Raw genomic sequence first — 19,390 nt, 5'->3', positions numbered from 1 at the left:
AGGTATGAATCTCAGACAATAGGTTTTGTCTTGTCAAAATTTTCTAATTTGAGATATAGATCTTAGCGCGTGCCGTGGCATTGGTGGTTGAAAAAGAGCCAGCAGGAGCATCTGTAAATGTTCCATCCGCAGAGACAATAATTGGGCGGGAGGAATATTTTGGCGAATTGGATGCAGCAGGTGTGGAATTAGAAAGTTGCGTAGTGCTTGCATTGTTTGATGATACTTGAAGCGTCGCTGTGTTTGAATTGCTATTAGCAGAACTGTTGGAGTGTCCTAAACCACCTGCATATAAGTTATTAAAACGACTGGTCACGCGGCGTACATAGTCTTGGGTTTCTCTGAAAGGCGGAATGCCACCATACTTCGCCACATTACCTTCACCTGCATTATAGCCAGCTAATGCCAATTGAACATTGCCATTAAAGCGTTTCAATAACCATGCTAGATATTGTGCTCCTGCATGAATATTTTGCTGTGGATCGTATGAGTCACTGACATTAAAACGTCTAGCAGTTGCAGGCATCAATTGCATCAGTCCTTGAGCACCAACAGGTGATCGTGCACGGGTATTAAAGCCTGACTCCGTATGCATAACGGCTTTTATCAAACCTTCAGAGACACCATGCACTTGTGCTGCATTTTTAATAAAATGATCAAATGCATTTTTATTTTTACTATAACTGGGTAAAACGGCTGCCTCTGAGCTTCCCCAATTGCTATAAGAATGGATATTGCTGTCTGGGTAATAGGTTTTCTTTTCGACTTTTAAATGACTGTATTTACTTTTTTTATTGGTCAATAGGGTGGTGCCATTTGAATCAGAAAGTTGATAAATGGTTTGTCCTGCATGGGTGTGTGACAATAAAACTACCATTGAGCTATAGCCCAATAAACAGATCGTTGTACATTTAAATAAATTTTTCATTATTAATATTTTTTTTTAGCGAGAGCCCCAAAGTTTAAATCTGAGTTTATCAGAGTTTTTACCAAGTTACACCGTGTACCGATTTTTAACAATACAATTACAAAAAATCAAGTCCTAATTGTTGGGTTAATATCCAAAAAAAATATTTATTTTTATTTATTTTTAACTGCTTGACATGCATAACATGTTGAATTTAAAGGGTAAAAAAGATTGGTTAAAAAATGATCAATTTGAGGGGAATGCCCAGATTACCGTGCCAAAAGTTTGTCAAGTCCCAAAAAGTCCACAATTTTATCCACAGGTTTTGTGGACAACTGTGGAAAAGTCCAAAAGATAAGCACTTAGATTAAAAAATGAACTGCGACGTCTATTTTAAATGCGTGAATAAGACAGGAAGATGACAATCAGAAAATTAGATTAAAAAATAAAGATTCTTTAGATGCGGTAAAGCACCGAATCGGCTAAAATTACGCAGAACTTTTTTTATGGTTAAACTCGTCTATGTATTCACCAGTTGAGTCCGATCAAGGATTTAATTTTAAACCTGAACCGCCAACAAGCTCTGCTTACTATCGCTTGTTAAAAAAACTTCGCCGTCAAGTTGGTCATGCCATTCGTGACTATAAAATGATTGAAGATGGTGACAAGGTCATGGTCTGTGTGTCTGGTGGTAAAGACAGTTACACCATGCTCGATATTCTGTTGCAGTTTAAACGGATCGCGCCAATCAATTTTGATATCGTTGCTGTGAACCTTGATCAAAAGCAACCCGGCTTTCCAGAAGATATTTTGCCACGCTATATGGAAGAAAATAATATTCCATATTATATCTTGGAAAAAGACACCTATAGCATTACAAAAAAATTGACGCCTGAAGGCAAAACATATTGCGCAGTATGTTCTCGCTTACGTCGTGGTTCTTTGTACGGTTTTGCACAAGAAATTGGGGCGACAAAGGTTGCTTTAGGACATCACCGTGATGACATCATGGCGACATTCTTCTTGAACTTGTTCCATGGCGGTAGTTTAAAAGCGATGCCACCTAAGTTGCTGTCATCTGACAAGAAGAATATTTTGATTCGTCCTTTGGCTTATGTCGAAGAAAAAGACATCATCAAATATGCGGAAATGCGTAACTTCCCAATTATTCCATGTAATTTGTGTGGTTCTCAAGAGAACTTACAACGTGCCATTATCAATGACATGCTTCGTGCTTGGGATAAAGAGCATCCGAAACGTTTGCACAGTATTTTCGGTGCGCTTCAGAATGTTTCGCCGTCACAATTGGCCGATCGTGATTTATTTGACTTTGAAATTTTGGATGAACAACGTGAGTTTGACTTCACGACCTGTTCGACTGAAGAAGAAGGGGAAAATAAGCGAATTAATATGGTGAATCTCGGATTTGCTGCTGAATAAAAGTAGGGGCTGTTGATATTTCAGTCACGCCCCCTTTCGGGACGAAAACATCTCTAAAATGTCAACAGTGCCTAATTTGAGCATTTAAATTTAAGTTTAAATGCTCAAGCTTTGTTACCGGAATTGATTAAAATTTTATCTTTAATAAAATAAATAGCTTAAAACTCAATAATGATTTTTTGTACCAAAATATCCACTCGAACGAAACATTAAATCATTGACAAAATAAGCTTTAAAATCAAAAAAGTTAGTTTGTGATCAAACATTTTTTTTAATAAAAAAAATCGATTAAATATGAACCGAAAGTACAAAAATATTTATCGCAAAGCGAAATTATCGTGCTATAACAATGCTCAAGCATATTGCTTCACCATGTTGTTGTCTTGGATAGATGACGCAAATAAATTGAATAAATACATTGAGGAATGAACATGCCTGCATTTTTAACTGATGATTGGTTTGCTACTGTAGATAAATTAACAGCTGAAGCTGGTGATTTAAATTTACCACCTGCGCTATCTAACTTAGCTTTAAACATTGTTGTTACTGGTGCTGAAGGGAATACTGAATTGGCATTGGACGGTGGTAAAATCCAAAAAGGCGCTTCTGCAAATGCAAAAACGACTTTGAATATGGATGGCGAAACACTTCGTAAAGTTTTCCTAGAGTTTGATATGGCTGCTGCAATGCAAGCATTCATGACAGGTAAAATTAAAGTACAAGGCGATATGTCTTCTTTAATGGCACTTCAAACGGCTAAACCAAGTCAAGAACAAAAAGATTTATTCAAGAAAGTACTTGAGCAAACTTCTTAAGTTGCGACTTTCAAAATCGAAAAAAGCTTACCCTAAGGTAAGCTTTTTTTAGCACTGTTAAAACTCAAGTAAAACCTTTAGCAATTAAACTTTAGCGCAACTAGATCTGTAAAAGTTTCGGTGACGATTTAATGTGTTCCAAGTACGCCCGTATACGAGTCACATATTGTACGGCTTGTCTGTAACGTGAATTACTCGATTGATGGCGATTTAAATAATCATACATCTGAATCCAGTCGTTCGGATTTTTACCTTGCGCTTTTAAACGCTGCATAACAGCATCAGTTGCACCTGGACCCATATTGTAGGCAACTAAAGCATACCAATAACGATCTTGGATTGGGATATGCGCATAGCGCGTCATCATTAAATCGAAGTACTTGGCACCACCTTGGATGCTTTGTGCAGGATCACTACGATTTGTCACACCCATTGCATTGGCCGTGCTACTGGTCAGCATCATAATGCCACGTACGCCTGTTGGTGAAACTGAATCAGGCTTTAAGTACGACTCTTGATAGCCAATCGCTGCCAAAAAATGCCAATCTAAATCAAATTTTTGTGCAGATTTTTTCAAACTCGCTTTGTAGATGGGCATGCGCTTACTGAGATCACGATGGATGGTGTTCCAGTCTTGTTGTTTCACAACGTTGCGATTGTAAAAAGAAGCCAGTTGCTTAATTTGGCCATTTTGTTTGCTTTGGCAGACGAAACCACTGGCAGTTTCAGTGAGTGGGTCATCTGCACGTTTAAATACCCAATTGATATTGGTATTTAAGCCGCTTTTCTTCAAACTATTCATTTCGCCACAACTTGCAGAGAAAGCCACCAATTTCTGCGTTTCAATCTGATTCATATCAGCCGTTGTGATGGCAAAATTCGCTTTACCTTGAGCCACTAATTTCATAGCAGCTTCATTGCTTGACACAGTTTTAAAATTCAATTTCACATTTAAATTTTCGGCATAGCTACTGACTAAGTCATAGCCAAAACCATGTTGAAATCCGCCATCCTTAAAAACAACGCTAGGATCGGAAACAGCAACAACGTTCAGTGTATTTGAGTTAACCACAGAGTGGTATTGATTGGTCTTAGATGCATTAATACTATGGAAGGGGATAAATGCTGTAGCGAGTACCATCGCTTTGGTTGTGTGTGAGTTAAGGAATGAGTGCAGGCTAAGCCTCGATCCAGATGTTGAACTACTGTGCATGTTGTCTCCGCTACAAGTAATTTATGCCCAAAAAAAGCAAAAAGGATCTCTCTCAAGCTTTTTTTTAAAGTTGATAAATTCAATTAGGGTGGGCGTCATGTACGTCATTCAAAAATGACATGTGGGATGGTCGGATGAAGAAGCAAACCTTCTTCGATTAAAAAGTATTCAATCTTAAACATGAGCGCATGATAATCATGAAAAAAAACATTGTCAAATTTTGTACAAAAAATAAATAAAAATTACATTTTAAGTTATTGATTTAATTAATTAAAAAAAATTAATTTTTTTTTAATTAATTAAACGGTTAAAAAAAAATCATTTTGTAAGTCATTTGTAATGCTAATTCTGGATTCTATTCGTGATTCTGGCTTCATATTTAAGTCGAAATCAACCGCCATTTATCGTGTATTAGGTAATGGAGCTCATCCGCTAAAAAGTGGTAAAACGTATAGATTTAGACTAAAAAACAGACCAATATTTTATTATCATGATGGCTGTAACGACGCTGATATCTACACTAAAAAATCTTCTCTGTTCGCACTCAATTTTTAGCGTAGTTTACATTTTTAAAAGATCAGAACAGTCGACCAAAAATACAGCATTCATGCATACCGACTGTTCTTAACTGAAATATTATGTTTTAGCTAAAATATAAATATTTTTTAAAATCAATTGATTATTTTTAATTTTATTGTATTGATTTGCCATATTGGCTACTTTGAATAATATTGTCTTAAAAAGTCTAAAAACAATTTAATGTTTTTCGATGTTTTGTAATTTTATGCAGTTACAGCAAAAAAAATCAATGGATTGGATTGATAATCTTCAAGGCATTTTACAATGTTACCTGCGTCAACATCTTGTTGAACGATAAAATCGGGTAAGAACACAATACCTTGGTTTTTTTTGCAACATTCTAAAAGAAACTCACCATTGTTACAGGTCAATTTTGGCGTCGAATAAATCGTAAAATTTTGATCATTTTTTTGTAGGGTAATTTTGGTGCTCAGATTAGGCTGTGTATAAAATAAAATATTGTGTTCTTTTAAATCTTCAATGGTTTTTGGAATACCAAATTGCTCAAAATACCTTGGCGTTGCATAGAAACAGCGTTGGTGTGTACTGAGTTTAAGATGTTCAACTTCATCGAAGTCTTCACTGATTCTCAAATTCAGATCAAAATTTTCTTCGTTCAGATTGACAAAGCGATCTGTGAGCATCAGATCGATTTTAATACTCGGATATTGTTGTAAAAAATTTGAGATGAGGTTGGTTAGGCATTCTTGACTATAAGATAACGGGGCATTAATGGTGAGCCTTCCTTCAGGATAGTTTTGATCATAGAAAAACTCATTTTTTGCCCACTCAAATTCACTCATGATAATTTTACAATGTTGATAGAATTTTTTGCCTGCGATGGTCACATTCATATGCCGAGTGTCGCGTATAAATAAGGACGTTTTAAATAAATCTTCAAGATAACAAATGCGTTTTGCAACTTGATTTCTACTGATACCTAGATTCTTTGCAGCTTTACTGAAATTTCCACTTTCTACAACACTAATAAAAGTACTGATACAGTCTATTTTGTCCATTGTTCTATTGATTCACTATTTTGTTTTTCATTTTCAATATGATTTAGAAAACGATATTGATAATCAAGAAATTATTTCATTGTATCTATTTGAGATACACATTGTATCCAGATCTGAAGCTTCTATTTTACAGATTATTCTGATTGTATATAAATTCACTTATAACTGCGAACTAGATCACAATGAATAAGTCACTTTTAGAACAATTATCACCTACAAATTCGCAAGTCATTTTTATCGATCATCAACCGCAAATGGCGTTTGGTGTTCAATCGATTGATCGTCAAACATTAAAAAATAATGTGGTTGGATTGGCCAAAGCAGCCAAAGTATTCAATGTCCCAACCACACTTACTACGGTTGAGACGGACAGTTTCTCTGGTCATACCTATCCTGAACTTTTAGATGTATTTCCAGATCAACCTTTATTAGAACGAACTTCAATGAATTCGTGGGATGATCAAAAAGTCAGAGATGCTTTGGCCAAAAACAATCGAAAAAAAGTTATTGTCTCTGGTTTATGGACTGAAGTCTGTAATATCACCTTTTCTTTCGGTGCAATGCTGGACGGTGGCTACGAAATTTATATGGTGGCAGATGCTTCTGGTGGGACATCTAAAGAAGCACATGATTATGCAATGCAAAGAATGATGCAAGCGGGTGTAATTCCTGTGACATGGCAACAAGTTTTGCTTGAGTGGCAACGTGATTGGGCCAATCGAGATACCTATGATGCGGTTATGGATATTGTGCGTGAGCATTCAGGTGCTTATGGCATGGGTGTCGATTATGCCTATACGATGGTGCATAAAGCGCCTGAAAGAACTCAAAAAAAGCATGAGATTATCGCTCCCGTTTCTGCACGCTAATACACCTGAGTAAACGGTGTTTTAAACGACTATTTAAACAATAGGAATTATTGCAAAGGAGTTGATTATGACGGACGTACAGTTAATCCTCAAAAATGGAAAGATTACAACGCTGGATCCTAAAAAGAGTGAAGTAGATGCCATTGCTATAAACGATGGCAAAATTGTCGCTACAGGCGATGAGTCTACGATCATGAAATTAGCGACCAATACCACCAAAGTTATTGATTTAAATGGACGTCGAGTTATCCAAGGTCTTAATGACAGTCATTTGCATATTATTCGTGGTGGACTCAATTACAACATGGAATTGCGATGGGAAGGTGTTCCATCGGTTTCAGAGGCACTCAAGCTTTTAAAAGAGCAGGCGGACAATACACCAGCACCTCAATGGGTACGCGTAGTGGGTGGGTGGACTGAATTCCAATTTGCTGAAAAGCGTCTACCGACATTAGATGAAATCAATAAAGTTGCGCCCGAAACTCCTGTTTTTGTCTTGCATCTCTATGCAAGTGCAATGCTCAATCGAGCGGCTTTGAATGTGCTTGGATTCAATAAAGACACACCAGATCCACCGGGTGGAAAAATCCAACGTAATGAAAAAGGTGAGCCGACAGGGTTATTGTTAGCAACACCTTCTGCGGCCATTCTTTATTCCACTTTAGGTAAAGCACCGAAATTACCTGTGGATGAGCAAGTCAATTCGACACGCCATTTCATGCGTGAGTTAAACCGATTAGGACTGACTTCCGCGATTGATGCCGGTGGTGGCGGACAGAATTATCCTGAAGATTATGATGTGATTAAACAGTTGCATGATCAAGATCAGATGACAGTTCGTATTGCATATAACTTGTTTGCCCAAAAAGCGGGTGAAGAACTTGAAGACTATAAGCGCTGGACTGAAATGACCTTCCCTGGTGATGGAGATGCGCTGTATAGAATGAATGGTGCAGGTGAGAATCTGACATGGTCGGCAGGTGACTTTGAAGATTTTTACGAGCCACGCCCTGATTTGCCTGAAAAAATGGAAGGTGAATTGGAAGCGATTGTGGAACATCTGGCTGAGAAAAAATGGCCATTTCGAATTCACGCAACTTATGATGAAAGTATTAATCGCTTACTGAATGTTTTCGAAAAAGTGAATGCGAAAAAGCCTTTTGAAACACGCTTCATTATCGACCATGCGGAAACAGTGTCTGAAAAGAATATTGAACGTATTGGTGCGCTAGGTGGTGGTATTGCCATTCAACATCGTATGGCCTACCAAGGTGAAATTTTTGTGAAACGTTACGGTGCAGAAGCCGCAAAAGCAACGCCACCGGTGAAGAAAATGCTGGAATTGGGTGTGCCTGTCGGTGCTGGAACGGATGCAACACGTGTCGCATCTTATAATCCTTGGGTTTGTTTAGGTTGGCTTACCACAGGTAAAACGATCGGCGGCTTGCCTTTATATGATGAAAAGGATGTATTGGATCGTAAAACGGCATTATCACTTTGGACCAAAGGCTCAGCGTGGTTTTCAGGTGAGCAGGCCAATAAAGGGGCGCTGGTTGAAGGAGAGTATGCCGATCTGGTTGTTCTGTCCGATGATTATTTCAAAGTTGAAGGTGAGGATATTCAGTGGATTGAATCTGTTTTGACTGTAATGAACGGTAAAGTTGTTTACGCTGCCGCAGAGTTTAAGGATCAAGATCCACCCATTCCACCAGCTTTACCCGATTGGTCACCTGTAAAACGCTTTGGTGGTCAGTGGAGATTATCGGAAAATCGTAATGCTCCTTCATTGCAACCACTGCAATCTGAATCAGCTATGTGTGCGTGTTCAAATAGCTGTGGTATGCATCAACATTCACATGCTTGGATGTTAGATGTTCCGATCAATGATAAAGATAAAAAATCATTCTGGGGTGCATTGGGCTGTTCTTGCTTTGCCTTCTAATCCGCAAATCATTCATTGAAAAGCTCCACCTGAAAATGGTGGAGTGATATCTAAGAGCATGTGATGAAAATTTATCTTTTATCTTTAGTGGTGGGGCTATTGGTGGGTGCTTTGTATTATCTGTTAAATGTGAAATCTCCTGCACCGCCAATCGTAGCACTTTGTGGCTTGTTAGGTATGGTGATGGGAGAACAGTTAATTCCCCTCATTAAGAACCTGATTTCTTAAGCTTAATCAATGATGGAATGGCCATGCAGATGAATTTAAATAAACTTTTGAGTTTTAATGCAGGTTATGTAGATACCGCAAGTTTCTTAGCATTGCATGGTTTGTTTGCAGCACATGTCACGGGTAATTTTGTGACTTTAGGTGCTGCCTTGGTTTCCGATGATCAATCTGGAGCTTGGGCTAAGCTTGCGGCACTGCCCATGTTTTGTTTGAGTGTACTTTGCGTCAAGTTGATTGATCAGCAGTTTTTAAAGCATCAAAAAAATTCGTATACCTTTTTACTCAAGCTGATGTTTTTATTCTTCTGCTTGGCGGCAATCTTGTCTTACTTTGAATTGCCTTTTGCTCAGCAAGATACCCCACAAAGTTTTACGTTGGGTATGTTACTGGTTTCCGCTATGGCGATTCAAAATGCAATGCATCGTTTACATTGGCAAAAGGAATCACCCACGACTGTCATGACTGGTTCTACAACGCAACTGATGTTAGGACTTGGCGATTATTTTTCAAAGCCAGTCGCTGAAAAATTAAAAATTCGCCAACAACTCAATGCAATTTTACCCAATATCCTGACTTTTGCGATGGGTTGTGCTGTTGCTGCCATTGTCTATAAGTTTGCGTTACAGGGGTTGTTTATGATTCCCCCCATATTGCTAATTTTGGTCTATATCAACCGTGAAAATTATAAAAAGACTTAATCCTGAGAACGAAATCAAAAAAGAGAATGAATATGGAAAATATTGAAAATACTGATGCTAAACCCACTGGATTTTGGAGCACTTGTCGAGATCCAATTTTATTGACACTCGTCGGCGGTGCGATTGATACGATTGGTTTTATTGCACTTTTTGGATTTTTTACCGCACATGTGACAGGAAACTTGGTGTTGGCTGGTGCTGCTTGGGTAAAAGGCGGTGACGGTATTTGGATCAAGCTTTGCGCAATTCCTTTATTTATTTTAACCGTAGCAATCACTAAATATTGTATTGACCACAGTGAGAACAAGAACAAAACTTTGAGCTATTTATTTCTAGCAGAGGCACTTTTTCTTATTGGTTTTATGGTTGCAGGGATCTATTTTGAACCGTTTAAAGATGCCAATGGAATGACTGTCGCACTGACTGGGGCATTGGGGCTCATTGCTTTGGCCATTCGAAACACATCAAGCAAAACCTTAATCAAGCATATTAGTCCAAGCACCATGATGACGGGTAATACCACTCAACTTGGAATTGATATTTCCAACTATTTAAGAAGTAGAAATGACAGTAATTTAGAAAAATTATTACACAGTTTAAGTATCGTTATTGGATTTGTAGTGGGTGCATTTTTAGGTGCATTTTTATATGTCTATTTAGATTTTTGGAGTGTTGGCTTCTTTGTATTGCCGATTCTTTATTTATCTTATTTGGCTAGTCAAAACAGATTCTCAACGCCATAGGATATTAATGAGATGAATAAGCTTCGATTAGAGACAATAAGTGATGGATTATTTTCAATCATTATTACTGTGATGTTATTGGAGCTTAAGATTCCTGAAGGAAATGATTTTTTGGCATTACATCAGGAATTACATCTGATTTTTAGTTATGTGCTGAGTTTTATTTATGTGGGTATTTATTGGAATAACCATCATCATTTATTTCAAGTGGTCAAAAGCGTAAATGGTAAAACTCTGTGGGTGAATTTACATCTCATGTTTTGGCTCACCATGATTCCTTTTGCAACAGGTTGGTCTGGACAAAGTAATTATGCTGCTGTCCCTACAGCAGTCTATGCCTTTGTTTTATTTATGAGTTCTTTGTCTTATCGCCTGCTTGAAAAAGTACTGATTCATGATGAGGGGCATCATTCATTATTGGTCGAATTATTGGTCGAAGACAATAAATTGATGATCTCGAATATATTATATGCTGCCGCAATATTTTTGAGTTTTTTAAATACTAAATTGGCATTGTTAACACTGGGTATATTGGCAGCTTTCTGGTTTATACCCAATAGAAGTATTGAAAAGTATTTTAAAGATTCAGAAGGAAAGACTTAATTCTTTTTAATCGAGATTAAATTTATTTTAAATAGGAGATTTTTATGATCGAAGTTTTTAATCAATTCTATTTTGAATAGGGTTGATTCACTTTTATTTTTAATATTGAAAGGCACTTGTATTTTAAATGGAAATTTAATTTTTATCTTATCTGTTAAATCAAATCATTTTAAAGGTGTTGATAGATGGACAACTGATAGAACTATTTATTGACGTTTTATTTTCGATATACCTTCAAAGTTCAGGATCGACGTGATTTAAAAACAACAGCGTGATTCAAAAGCAGCAGTAGAAATAACAAAAATCTCCCAGTCTAGTAATAAAGGAATAACCGTATGTCTAAACCGCTATCATCTTTATTTTTAAGTATTTTACTTCTTGGCAGCAGTAGTGCGATTGTGCCACAAGCCTTTGCTAAAACCGCAACTTCAGTCAAGGCTGAAGCACCTGGTGTAGCACCTCAATATGACACTACACATGTTTATGTAAGTGCTCAAGACTTTGAGAAATTTACCAATAGCTTAGTTGCAACTTTTGGTGGAAGTAAATCTAAACAAGGTGTATTTCAAGTGACACCTACACCGAGTCAAACCATGTCACAACTGGTGATGACGCCAGTAGGGACATTTTCAGTATTTGGTTTTAAAACGCCTGTTCCTTATCCGTTTGGCGCTGAGCGTACAGGTTATTTGGTTAAAGATATCGATCAAGCTGTTTCATCTGCGAAAGCGAACGGTGCTGACGTTTTGGTGGAAACCTTTACAGATCCTGTAGGGCGAGATGCTGTGATTCAGTGGCCAGGTGGCGTCAATATGCAATTGTATTGGCATACTAAGCCATCCAAATATGCAGAATTAAAGACCGTTCCTGAAAATCGAGTGTATGTCTCTAAACATCGTGCAGACACATTTGTTCAAAACTTTGTGAAGTTTTCACATGGAAAAGTCATCTCGGATGATGCTAAAGCAGCAGGTGTGGAAATAGGTCGTCCAAATGATCATTACAGACGTATCCGAATCGAGTCAGACTTTGGGAAAATGACCGTATTGGTGACGGATGGGCACTTACCGTATCCATATGGTCATGAAATGACAGGATATGAAGTTAAGAATGTCACCGAAACACTCGATAAAGCACAGAAATCGGGTGCAAAAGTTTTGGTTAAGCCATTTAAAGCCGATGCACGTGAATCTGCCATTCTCGAATTTCCCGGCGGATATATCGCAGAAATTCATGCACCTACACAATGATGTTTTCAACACATAGATAAAATGGCACTTGTATTTTTCGATTTACAAGTGCTTTGAGCATTACTGAAATTTTGAATGAGTCTGCTTGCTTCATACTTGGAATGAATGATGATTGATCGTACATTGCGTCATAAAAAACAAAAACGGATAAAATTAAAAACATACGTCAAATTGATGTTGAGCAGTACCGTCTGCATTGTGAGTTTCACATCTATGAGTGTTGCTTATGCTGAAACAGATTCTGCTGCGATAACGGAGACGGAAACCACATCTTGTCCGACGAGACCCAAGGTTTTAACCAATCGTTGGCAGGAAAATTGGGATGTTTTAAAACAAGATTGTGTTCCTCGAAAGCGTGGCGATCAATTCAAATATATCCCTTTTGGTCATAATAATTATCTGTCATTGGGCGCAAATCTTCGGGAACGTATCGAAATCAATGATCGTGCTAAATTGGGTTCAGGAAATACCCCTAAAGATGGGTATCTGATTCAACGACTTCAGATTCATGCCGATGCTCGGATTGGTGAACATTTACAAGTCTTTACTCAGCTTATTGATTCTAGAGCATTTGATAAGAAAAATATTACACCTACCGATCAAAACCGTTTTGATGTTGAGCAAGCTTTTATTGCTTGGGTGAGTCCACTTCACAATGGCACATTTAAGTTTCGTGTAGGACGCCAAGAAATGGCTTTCGATTTGCAAAGGTTTATTTCAAACCGGGAAGGTCCCAATGTTCGACAGCCTTTTGATGGTATTTGGTCAGCCTATGAGTTTGGTGATTGGCGAGTTTTAGGGTATCTGACTCGACCTGTGCAAATTGATAAAGACGGTTATTTTAATGATTTTTCTAACAGTAATTTAAGCTTCAGTGGTTTTCGTGTCGATAAACAAAATATTTTGGGAGGTGAGCTTTCCGGATATTACTCTCGTTATCAGCGTGATCACGGTGTTTTTCCTAATGCTGCCGGCCATGAAAGCCGTGATTTATATGATGTTCGTCATCTTGGGAAAAAGAATAATATTGATTGGGATATTGAAGCCATGTTGCAATATGGTGATATCGGTTCAAAATCGATTTCAGCTTGGGCAGGAAGTAGTATTGCAGGCTACACATTTTCAGATCATGTGTTAAAGCCAAGAATTGCTTTACAACTGGATGCTGCTTCAGGTGATAGGAACCCAGAAGATGGTGAATTAAATACGTTCAATCAACTGTTTGCCAATGGTTCTTATTTTACCTTAGCTGGGTATACGGGCTACAGCAACCTGATTCATGTCAAACCATCTATCACGATTAAACCAACAGATCAACTCACTTTGATGGGGGCTTTGGGGCTACAGTGGCGTGAAACGACACGTGATGCGGTATATTTTCAAGGGAATAATAGTATGAATAACACCGCAGGACATGGCTCAAAATGGACAGGGAGTTATATACAACTTCGAGCTGATCAAAAGTTCAATGACAATCTATCTCTAGCAGCTGAAATGGTGCATTTTAACGTGAGTGATAGTATTCAAAAGATGGGAGGGGATGATTCCCAATATGTTGGTCTTGAGCTCAAATATGGTTGGTAAATCAAACTGTATATCTTCTTAGTTAATTCCATGTATCGCTTAAATAAGCATGTTGAAAGTGTCAATCTATACGCTTTCAACATGGCTAAGGCTTTATTATTGATTTTTATCGTACTCAATTGAAATGATGTACCATTCTTTCATGCCATGTGGCGTATGTACTTTGATTTCATCATCCACTGATTTACCTAAACAGGCTTTTGCAATTGGTGATTCAAGCGAGATGTAATCATTGCGACCATAAATTTCTTCATTTCCCACGATACGAAATTTAATGGTTTCGCCTGCATCATTTTCCAGTTCAACCCACGCCCCAAAATAGGCTTTGCCTTCTTGTTCTGGGCTGTATTCCACTTTATGCGCCACTTCAAAAAGTTTCATTAAAAATCGAACTCTTCGATCAATTTCACGCAATCTTTTTTTGTTATATTGGTAATCAGCGTTTTCTGATCGATCACCGAGACTCGCTGCCCAAGACACAATTTTGGTAATTTCTGGGCGCTCTTTACGAACAAGATCATTCAATTCATCTTGTAAACGCTGATAACCTTCAGCGGTGAGTAATTTGCGATTCATGAAATAAACTCCAAGGACGTTTAAACAGCGAAGCTTAAAACTTCAATATATGATTTCAGTAATGGATGTATTCGAAAGCTAAGATTTTAAGGATTCAGAAAGTAGCATATTTTGATGCATTTAAACACGAGGCACTTACGTTAAAAAAATATTTTGGCTCTACAGCATAATAATTTAGGGGGATTGATCGAACCGATTGCGTAGTCTTTGTCGGTGCAATGCAACACAAAAAAATGACGATTAAAGTATTGGAAATAGGACGGAATAGGACATATATATGTGTTGAAAAGCCTGAATATTCATCAAATTAATCAAAATTGAAGTAATTTTGAGCACTTGTGCAGAGATTTAACGAAAAGTATTTGCCAATTTGTTTTTTTATTTATATGATAGCCGCCATTGGAAGCGTGGCAGAGCGGTTTAATGCACCGGTCTTGAAAACCGACGAGGGTGTGAGTCCTCCGTGAGTTCGAATCTCACCGCTTCCGCCAAATACAAAAAACCCTGATCATTGATCAGGGTTTTTTACTTTTGGGTTAAGTATTTATAGATTTAAATTATCTATAACGTTGTTGCATGTTAAGCGGGCAAATCAAACCAAATCATTTGTGCATCTTCATTGGCTTTGACAATCGCTTCATCACCAAAAACCAGCGCATCACCTGCTTTGACAATCTCACCTGCAATATCCACTTCACCACGAATCACATGAATATAATTCATTGTTTGTGTAGTTTCAGCTGTAAGCTCATGACCTGCTTCAAGAACAGCAGTTTTTACTTCAGCATTTTGGCGTATATGCATAGGTGCGTTTGCATTTGGACCTGCGATTAAATGCCATTGATTCGGTGCATCATTTGGATCAAGTTTGATTTGCTGATAAGTCGGTTCAGCATCTCTAACATTTGGTTGAATCCAAATTTGAAACAAATGTACATCATCATCATATTGATTGATTTCACTATGACGAACACCAGTACCCGCACTCATCAATTGCCATTCACCTGGTTTAATGTCTCCAGCATTTCCCATACTGTCCTTATGTGAAATCGTACCTGATAACACACAGGTTAAGATTTCCATGTTGTCATGTGGGTGTGTACCAAAACCATTATGCGCTGCAATGTGGTCATCATTAATCACACGAAGCGGACCTACACCCATATATTTTGGGTCGTACCAGCTACCAAATGAAAAGCTGTGAAAACTTTCAAGCCATCCTGCTTTTACATGACCACGGTCTTCGCTACGATGTAAATAAGTTGTCATTGCCTTACTCCTTATCTTTCTATTCTTTCAATAAAGCTATTTTAGGTTTTGATATCAGGGTTTTATATAGCATAAATATTACGCATTGTTCTATTATTGAAATGATTGTTGCTTTTTGAGATTTAATATCATATTTTTGAGACATTAAAAAAGCCTATCCGAAAATAAGCTTTTTTTACAAATACTTGAGATAAGTGCTTAGATTATTCTAAGAACTTCACTGTGGTACCTGATTTCACTTTTTTACCTAAATCATTCGCATCCCAGTTGGTTAAACGAATACAACCATGTGAGGCTGTTTTAGAAATAGTTGAAGGGTTTGGTGTTCCATGAATACCAAATGATTTTTTACTTAAACCAATCCAAATATTACCCACTGGACCATTTGGACCTGGTGGTAGTGACAATGGTTTTAAGTTTTTACCTTGTACAAAATTACTTGGTGAGTAGCTATACCAAGGGTTTGGTGCTACGCCAGTCACTTTATATGTGCCTGTAGGTGACGGTGTATCTGAGCTACCAATGGTTGCTGGGAAAGAACCCACCATTTGGTTTTGTGCATTGAATAGATACAACTGTTTAGCACCTTTATGGGCAACAATGAGGGTAATATTTTCAGGAAGTTCATTGCGAATACTGGTCACAATGATTTTTTCACCCACTTTGTTAAAGCTTGCTTTAGGATTGAGTTTCTTTAAGAAATCTTCATCCATATGAAACTTTTCACCGAGCATTTCAGTCACACGTGTGAAATATAGACCTGGCATTTTGGCTTGTAATGCATAATCCCCCGGAATGGATTTTGCGTAAGGGCCTTTTAAGTCAGCTTCAGTAATGGTGTATTCAACAAATGCAGGTTTTCCAGCTTGCTTCGCAACTAAAGCATTCCATGTTTCTTGAGTAAGCACACCCGTTGGTTTTAAGCCATTCATTTGTTGGAAAGACGAGATCGCTTTTAGGGTATTTTTACCACTAGTACCATCAATTGCACCAGGAGAAGCATGTGCATTGTTGAGCATCACATGAGCGCGTGCATAAACAGGGAATTGACCCTTGCCAATATTGTCATACCATGTCGCATTATTGAGACCATCTAAAGTCCAAGATGCTTTGACTGGTGCTGTTGTTGTAGGTTCTGCAGTTGTTGTGGTTGCAACTGATGATGCGGGAGCACTACCAATATCTGCTGTAGAATCTTCAGTATTCTCTAAATTTTGTAAAGTGTTGGCAGCTTGATTAAGATCTTTTTGTTCCTCAGGGCTAATAATCGCTTCACCTGTACTTGTAGAAGGTACAGATGCAGAAGGCGCATCAATGGCTAAAGGATCGATTGGATCTTGTATAACAGGTGGATTCGCTTTAGAAACATTTAAGGGTTGTTCCGCATGAGTATTTGCAGCGAAGGAAGTTCCTGCAAATATGCAGCTTAAACTCAAAGCAAGAATTGAGCGAACGAACATGTAATTCAACCTTAAGAATTATTCATATTGATTTATTAAAAACCATTGAAGTATTGCAGAAAAATCACAATGATGCAGTATTTGTTTTGTGTAATTCATAAAATATAGATCAAGATGATAGACATTTTAAATACCAAGAAGTTATTCAATACTAGGGCTTTTTGGTATGATAGATGCATTGAAACTTGAATTGGAAAGTAAATGACGACCTTAAAAAATGATCGTTTTCTACGTGCTTTGTTACGTGAACCTGTTGATTCCACACCTGTATGGATGATGCGTCAAGCGGGTCGTTATTTACCTGAATACAGAGAAACACGTGCAACAGCAGGTGATTTTTTATCACTGTGTAAGAATAATGACTTTGCTTGTGAAGTCACTTTACAGCCTTTACGACGTTATGATCTGGACGCTGCGATCTTGTTTTCGGATATTTTGACTGTTCCCGATGCACTAGGCTTAGGTCTATATTTTGAAACTGGTGAAGGTCCAAAATTTAAGAAAACCATTCGTACAGAACAAGATGTAGCAAATTTACCGAACTTCAATGCAGCTTCAGACTTAGATTATGTGATGAAGGCGGTTTCGACGATTCGATCTGCCTTGGGTGGGCAAGTGCCTTTAATTGGTTTCTCTGGCAGTCCTTGGACGCTTGCGACCTATATGATTGAAGGTGGATCAAGTAAAGACTTTCGATTCACCAAACAAATGATGTATGCACAACCAGAAGTGTTGCATGCATTACTCGATCGATTAGCAGATGCTGTGATTGATTATTTAAATGCGCAAATCGATGCTGGCGCACAAGCCATTCAGATTTTTGATAGTTGGGGTGGGGCATTGGCACACCGTGAATATCTTGAATTTTCATTAAAATACATGCAAAAAATCGTGAACGGTTTAAAACGTGAAAACGAAGGTCGTAAAGTTCCTGTCATTTTATTTACCAAAGGTGGCGGTCAATGGCTTGAACCTATGGTGGCAACAGGTGCAGATGCATTTGGTTTAGATTGGACGACTTCACTACAAGTGGCGCGCCAAACAGTCAACGGTCGTGCTGCCTTACAAGGTAATTTAGATCCAGCGACTTTATATGGTTCACCTGCAAGTATCGAAAAAGCTGTTAAAGCGATGTTAGATGATGCGTATGCGGCAGGCGAAAAAACAGGCTATGTTGCAAATCTTGGACATGGCATTACCCAATGGGTCGATCCAGAAAATCCAAAAGTATTTGTAGATACTGTGCATGAATATAGTGCTAGATACTTGGGTTCATAACGCAGAACGATCTGAATGATTTTTTTTAAAGCGTGTTTTGAATTATTGTATAAGGCAGCATCAGCTGCCTTGTTCGGTATTTTATTGCTGTTTGCTTTTGCACTGTCATCTTCTATGGGAGGTGATGCACTTCTTGGAATCTACCGTTATGACTATTTGTTCCTGTTCGCATTAAGCATTCAAATATTCCTTTTATATTATAAATTGGAATCTTTTGCTGAAGCCAAAGTGATTGCGATTTTTCATGTTTTGGCAATGATTATGGAGATATTTTTAACGCATCCTCAAATTGCATCGTGGCAATACCCACAACCTGCTGTATATAAAATTATGACCGTGCCACTTTTCGCAGGCTTTATGTATTCTGCTGTGGGCAGTTTTTTTGCACGCTCCATTCGACTTTTTCACATGAGTTTTGATCATCTACCCAGTTTCGGCAATATGATGGCATTGTCTTTATTGTCTTATTTGAACTTTATGAGCAAATTTTTCATTCAAGATATACGTTATGTATTGCTTGCATGGAGTGTGCTTATTTTTTGGAAAACAAAAATTCGCTTTTACTTACAACATAAACAATTTCAATTACCTATGTTGCCTGTTTTACTTATATTGGCATTTATTATTTGGATTGCTGAAAATATCAGTACTTTTTATAAAATATGGTTATATCCAACTCAAGTTGAACAATGGCATATGGTGGGTGAAGCCAAAATTGTATCGTGGTATTTATTGTTGCTACTGAGCTTAGTTTTGGTGCTTAAAATTCTTGGAAATCGCAATAAAAATGGGCATTGGGAACTTCGGAAAAATATAACATATTGATACATTTTGAGTTTTTATTTTTTATATAAAATGTTTGCTATATCATAAAGATATAGATATGTTTGTATCGTGTGGATCATATTTCACACCGT

The 19,390-nt window shown here is 37.7% G+C and carries 18 protein-coding genes and 1 tRNA gene; 13 read left to right on the top strand and 6 right to left on the bottom strand.

Translation table 11 applies throughout. The annotated features are described in order from the left end of the window. Positions 1-43: 43 nt before the first annotated feature. Entirely contained in the window at positions 44-877 is an 834-nt protein-coding gene (locus tag G8E00_RS11625; protein ID WP_227591220.1) for a lytic transglycosylase domain-containing protein, read from the bottom strand. A 552-nt stretch (positions 878-1,429) separates the two neighbouring features. On the opposite strand from G8E00_RS11625, the gene ttcA reads away from it, so the two are divergent. Both ttcA and G8E00_RS11615 read left to right on the top strand, forming a co-directional pair. Beyond that, entirely contained in the window at positions 1,430-2,347 is a 918-nt protein-coding gene (ttcA, locus tag G8E00_RS11620) for a tRNA 2-thiocytidine(32) synthetase TtcA (RefSeq protein WP_166010934.1), read from the top strand. 431 nt (positions 2,348-2,778) lie between these two features. Next, complete coding sequence (locus G8E00_RS11615; protein ID WP_166010932.1) at positions 2,779-3,162, top strand: SCP2 sterol-binding domain-containing protein; 384 nt, start codon at positions 2,779-2,781, stop codon at positions 3,160-3,162. Positions 3,163-3,262: 100 nt separating this feature from the next. Here the strand turns inward: G8E00_RS11615 and G8E00_RS11610 are convergent, their stop codons facing one another. Next, the gene (locus tag G8E00_RS11610) at positions 3,263-4,375 is read right to left on the bottom strand and encodes a transglycosylase SLT domain-containing protein (protein ID WP_166010930.1); all 1,113 of its coding nucleotides are present in this window, start codon (positions 4,373-4,375) and stop codon (positions 3,263-3,265) included. A gap of 782 nt (positions 4,376-5,157) precedes the next feature. Beyond that, entirely contained in the window at positions 5,158-5,973 is an 816-nt protein-coding gene (locus tag G8E00_RS11605) for a LysR family transcriptional regulator (protein ID WP_166224798.1), read from the bottom strand. Between the two features lie 182 nt (positions 5,974-6,155). Here G8E00_RS11605 and G8E00_RS11600 point away from each other — a divergent pair, with 182 nt between their 5' ends. From G8E00_RS11600 to G8E00_RS11565, 8 genes are all read left to right on the top strand, one after another. Beyond that, on the top strand, positions 6,156-6,842 hold the full coding sequence (locus tag G8E00_RS11600; protein WP_166224794.1) for a hydrolase: 687 nt from the start codon (positions 6,156-6,158) through the stop codon (positions 6,840-6,842). 67 nt (positions 6,843-6,909) lie between these two features. Continuing rightward, on the top strand, positions 6,910-8,784 hold the full coding sequence (locus G8E00_RS11595; RefSeq protein ID WP_166224791.1) for an amidohydrolase: 1,875 nt from the start codon (positions 6,910-6,912) through the stop codon (positions 8,782-8,784). 63 nt (positions 8,785-8,847) lie between these two features. Further along, on the top strand, positions 8,848-9,012 hold the full coding sequence (locus G8E00_RS11590; protein WP_166010925.1) for a DUF1427 family protein: 165 nt from the start codon (positions 8,848-8,850) through the stop codon (positions 9,010-9,012). Positions 9,013-9,035: 23 nt separating this feature from the next. Continuing rightward, positions 9,036-9,710 (top strand): YoaK family protein, encoded by a 675-nt coding sequence (locus tag G8E00_RS11585; RefSeq protein ID WP_166224787.1) that lies wholly within the window; start codon positions 9,036-9,038, stop codon positions 9,708-9,710. A 32-nt stretch (positions 9,711-9,742) separates the two neighbouring features. Further along, the gene (locus G8E00_RS11580; RefSeq protein ID WP_166224784.1) at positions 9,743-10,453 is read left to right on the top strand and encodes a YoaK family protein; all 711 of its coding nucleotides are present in this window, start codon (positions 9,743-9,745) and stop codon (positions 10,451-10,453) included. A 12-nt stretch (positions 10,454-10,465) separates the two neighbouring features. Further along, positions 10,466-11,056 (top strand): TMEM175 family protein, encoded by a 591-nt coding sequence (locus tag G8E00_RS11575; RefSeq protein ID WP_166010918.1) that lies wholly within the window; start codon positions 10,466-10,468, stop codon positions 11,054-11,056. 335 nt (positions 11,057-11,391) lie between these two features. Then, positions 11,392-12,306 (top strand): VOC family protein, encoded by a 915-nt coding sequence (locus G8E00_RS11570; RefSeq protein ID WP_166010916.1) that lies wholly within the window; start codon positions 11,392-11,394, stop codon positions 12,304-12,306. A 213-nt stretch (positions 12,307-12,519) separates the two neighbouring features. Continuing rightward, positions 12,520-13,890 carry an alginate export family protein gene (locus G8E00_RS11565; RefSeq protein WP_406741468.1) on the top strand — a complete coding sequence of 457 codons (1,371 nt, stop codon included), beginning with the start codon at positions 12,520-12,522 and terminating at the stop codon, positions 13,888-13,890. 96 nt (positions 13,891-13,986) lie between these two features. On the opposite strand, the gene greB is transcribed toward G8E00_RS11565, so the two are convergent. Continuing rightward, positions 13,987-14,466, bottom strand: a complete 480-nt coding sequence (gene greB / locus G8E00_RS11560; protein ID WP_166010911.1) for a transcription elongation factor GreB — start codon at positions 14,464-14,466, stop codon at positions 13,987-13,989. Between the two features lie 401 nt (positions 14,467-14,867). Between greB and G8E00_RS11555 the strand changes: the two genes are divergently transcribed. Continuing rightward, positions 14,868-14,957, top strand: a tRNA-Ser gene (locus tag G8E00_RS11555). Between the two features lie 88 nt (positions 14,958-15,045). Here the strand turns inward: G8E00_RS11555 and G8E00_RS11550 are convergent. Together G8E00_RS11550 and G8E00_RS11545 are read right to left on the bottom strand one after the other, a co-directional pair. Further along, positions 15,046-15,735, bottom strand: a complete 690-nt coding sequence (locus tag G8E00_RS11550) for a pirin family protein (protein WP_166224778.1) — start codon at positions 15,733-15,735, stop codon at positions 15,046-15,048. 203 nt (positions 15,736-15,938) lie between these two features. Beyond that, positions 15,939-17,195: a L,D-transpeptidase family protein gene (locus tag G8E00_RS11545; RefSeq protein WP_166010907.1), complete on the bottom strand. Its 1,257-nt coding sequence runs from the start codon at positions 17,193-17,195 to the stop codon at positions 15,939-15,941. A 201-nt stretch (positions 17,196-17,396) separates the two neighbouring features. Here G8E00_RS11545 and hemE point away from each other — a divergent pair, with 201 nt between their 5' ends. Further along, entirely contained in the window at positions 17,397-18,473 is a 1,077-nt protein-coding gene (gene hemE / locus G8E00_RS11540; protein WP_166010905.1) for a uroporphyrinogen decarboxylase, read from the top strand. 15 nt (positions 18,474-18,488) lie between these two features. After that, on the top strand, positions 18,489-19,298 hold the full coding sequence (locus G8E00_RS11535) for a DUF817 family protein (RefSeq protein WP_166224775.1): 810 nt from the start codon (positions 18,489-18,491) through the stop codon (positions 19,296-19,298). Positions 19,299-19,390 lie beyond the last annotated feature (92 nt).

Origin of the sequence: Acinetobacter shaoyimingii (genome assembly GCF_011578045.1) — a bacterium.
Classification (GTDB): domain Bacteria; phylum Pseudomonadota; class Gammaproteobacteria; order Pseudomonadales; family Moraxellaceae; genus Acinetobacter; species Acinetobacter shaoyimingii.
This window is presented reverse-complemented; position numbering and strand designations above follow the sequence as displayed.

Coding starts and splice junctions, on each gene's coding strand:
- G8E00_RS11595 (WP_166224791.1), top strand. CDS start 6,910: ATGACGGACGTACAGTTAATCCTCAAAAATGGAAAGATTACAACGCTG.
- G8E00_RS11600 (WP_166224794.1), top strand. CDS start 6,156: ATGAATAAGTCACTTTTAGAACAATTATCACCTACAAATTCGCAAGTC.
- G8E00_RS11625 (WP_227591220.1), bottom strand. CDS start 877: ATGGTAGTTTTATTGTCACACACCCATGCAGGACAAACCATTTATCAA.
- G8E00_RS11575 (WP_166010918.1), top strand. CDS start 10,466: ATGAATAAGCTTCGATTAGAGACAATAAGTGATGGATTATTTTCAATC.
- greB (WP_166010911.1), bottom strand. CDS start 14,466: ATGAATCGCAAATTACTCACCGCTGAAGGTTATCAGCGTTTACAAGAT.
- hemE (WP_166010905.1), top strand. CDS start 17,397: ATGACGACCTTAAAAAATGATCGTTTTCTACGTGCTTTGTTACGTGAA.
- G8E00_RS11565 (WP_406741468.1), top strand. CDS start 12,520: ATGAGTGTTGCTTATGCTGAAACAGATTCTGCTGCGATAACGGAGACG.
- G8E00_RS11570 (WP_166010916.1), top strand. CDS start 11,392: ATGTCTAAACCGCTATCATCTTTATTTTTAAGTATTTTACTTCTTGGC.
- G8E00_RS11545 (WP_166010907.1), bottom strand. CDS start 17,195: ATGTTCGTTCGCTCAATTCTTGCTTTGAGTTTAAGCTGCATATTTGCA.
- G8E00_RS11550 (WP_166224778.1), bottom strand. CDS start 15,735: ATGACAACTTATTTACATCGTAGCGAAGACCGTGGTCATGTAAAAGCA.
- G8E00_RS11580 (WP_166224784.1), top strand. CDS start 9,743: ATGGAAAATATTGAAAATACTGATGCTAAACCCACTGGATTTTGGAGC.
- ttcA (WP_166010934.1), top strand. CDS start 1,430: ATGTATTCACCAGTTGAGTCCGATCAAGGATTTAATTTTAAACCTGAA.
- G8E00_RS11605 (WP_166224798.1), bottom strand. CDS start 5,973: ATGGACAAAATAGACTGTATCAGTACTTTTATTAGTGTTGTAGAAAGT.
- G8E00_RS11590 (WP_166010925.1), top strand. CDS start 8,848: ATGAAAATTTATCTTTTATCTTTAGTGGTGGGGCTATTGGTGGGTGCT.
- G8E00_RS11615 (WP_166010932.1), top strand. CDS start 2,779: ATGCCTGCATTTTTAACTGATGATTGGTTTGCTACTGTAGATAAATTA.
- G8E00_RS11535 (WP_166224775.1), top strand. CDS start 18,489: ATGATTTTTTTTAAAGCGTGTTTTGAATTATTGTATAAGGCAGCATCA.
- G8E00_RS11610 (WP_166010930.1), bottom strand. CDS start 4,375: ATGCACAGTAGTTCAACATCTGGATCGAGGCTTAGCCTGCACTCATTC.
- G8E00_RS11585 (WP_166224787.1), top strand. CDS start 9,036: ATGCAGATGAATTTAAATAAACTTTTGAGTTTTAATGCAGGTTATGTA.